The sequence below is a fragment of the Candidatus Hydrogenedentota bacterium genome, assembly GCA_012730045.1.
Classification (GTDB): Bacteria; Hydrogenedentota; Hydrogenedentia; order Hydrogenedentales; family CAITNO01; genus JAAYBR01.
The window spans coordinates 1-1,621 of the sequence record JAAYBR010000003.1; the positions used below are offsets into that span (position 1 = coordinate 1).

The following is a 1,621-nucleotide window of genomic DNA, read 5'->3' on the forward strand; positions in this document are numbered from 1 at the left end:
GCCGGCTCGTCCCGCTCCGGCCCCTCCACGCAGGGCGAAGACGAATTCCCGGCCTTCGCCGAGACCCATTCCTGGGGCACCGGCACCGCCAAGGTCGTGCGCATCGCCTTCACCGGCATTCTGACCCGCCAGCTCGACGGGGGACTCTTCGGGAGCACCGACCCCGTCGAATCCACCCTCCGCCAGATCCGCGCCGCCAGGCAGGATGAAGAGGTCGCCGGCATCCTGCTCGAAATCGATTCGCCCGGCGGCGAAGTCACCGCCTCCGACGAAATCCACCGCGAGCTGTTGCGGTTCAAGGAAAGCCGGGAGGGCCGGGTCCTTACCGTCCTGGTGCATGACCTCGCGGCGTCGGGCGGGTTTTATATCGCCCTGCCCGCCGACCGCATCGTCGCCCAGCCCACCGCCATGGTCGGCTCTATCGGCGTGCTCATGCAGACGCTGAACATCCAGGGACTCGGCGAAAAGCTCGGCGTGACCGACACCACCATCAAGTCCGGCCGCAACAAGGACATGCTTAATCCCTTCCGCCCGGTGGACCCCGAGCAGGTCCGGCTGCTGCAGACCTCCGTGGACGCCATGCATGACCGCTTCGTGGAACTGGTCGCCGAGGGCCGGAACCTCTCCAAAACCAAGGTGCGCGCCCTGGCCGACGGCCGGCTGTTCACCGCCCGCGAGGCGTTGGACCTGCGCCTGGTGGATGCCATCGGCTACTGGGAGGACGCGCTGGCCGAAACCGCCGGCCTCCTCGGCGTGGAAACCGTCCGGGTGGTGGCCTACCGCGACGACACCGGCCTGCTGGCGCAGTTCTTCGGCGTGCGCAGCCCCCTGCCCGGCCTCCACGCCCTGCTGTCCGCCGCCGCCGTCCCCCGCCGCCTCTACCTCTGGCGGCCTTGAGCCAAATGTTAAATGTATAGACTTCACCCTCCTTCCCGGGAGGGTGAAGTCTATACAGTATACTTTTGAAGCGGCGGCCGGCGGGTTGCGATTGCGTTTCCGCCCCGCGTTTGATTTCATGACCCGCTGAACATTCCCCCATGGCCAAGCCCACCCATCTCTACGACGAAAGCAAGATCCAGACGCTGTCCGCGCTGGAGCACATCCGCAAGCGCACCGGCATGTACATCGGCCGGGTGGGCGACGGCACCCAGTACGACGACGGCATCTATGTCCTCCTCAAGGAGGTCATCGACAACGCCGTGGATGAATTCATCATGGGCTACGGGGAACGCGTCGAAATCGACATCGACGGCCCCCGGGTCCGCGTCCGCGACTACGGCCGGGGCATCCCCCTCGGCAAGGTGGTCGATTGCGTCTCGCGCATCAACACCGGCGCCAAGTACAACGACGATGTCTTCCAGTTCTCCGTCGGCCTCAACGGCGTGGGCACCAAGGCCGTCAACGCCCTCTCGTCCTCTTTTCTGGTCCAGTCCCACCGCGACGGAAAATCCGCCGGCGCGCGCTTTGTCCGCGGAGAGCTGATCAAGACCCTGTCCGGCAAATGCCCCGGCGTCCCCAACGGCACCCTGATCGAATTCGAGCCCGATCCGGACATCTTCGGCTCCTTCTCGTATCTCGACGACCTGGTGCAGCGCCGCCTCCGCCTCTATGCCTGCCTCCA

2 protein-coding genes are annotated in these 1,621 nt (G+C 66.0%); both read left to right on the top strand.

Features of this window, described 5'->3' with window-relative positions:
- Window positions 1-897: signal peptide peptidase SppA (gene sppA, locus GXY15_00685; protein ID NLV39734.1), on the top strand; the 897-nt coding region annotated here is incomplete at its 5' end.
- 140 nt (window positions 898-1,037) lie between these two features.
- On the top strand, window positions 1,038-1,621 hold a 584-nt coding region (locus GXY15_00690; protein NLV39735.1), incomplete at its 3' end, for a type IIA DNA topoisomerase subunit B.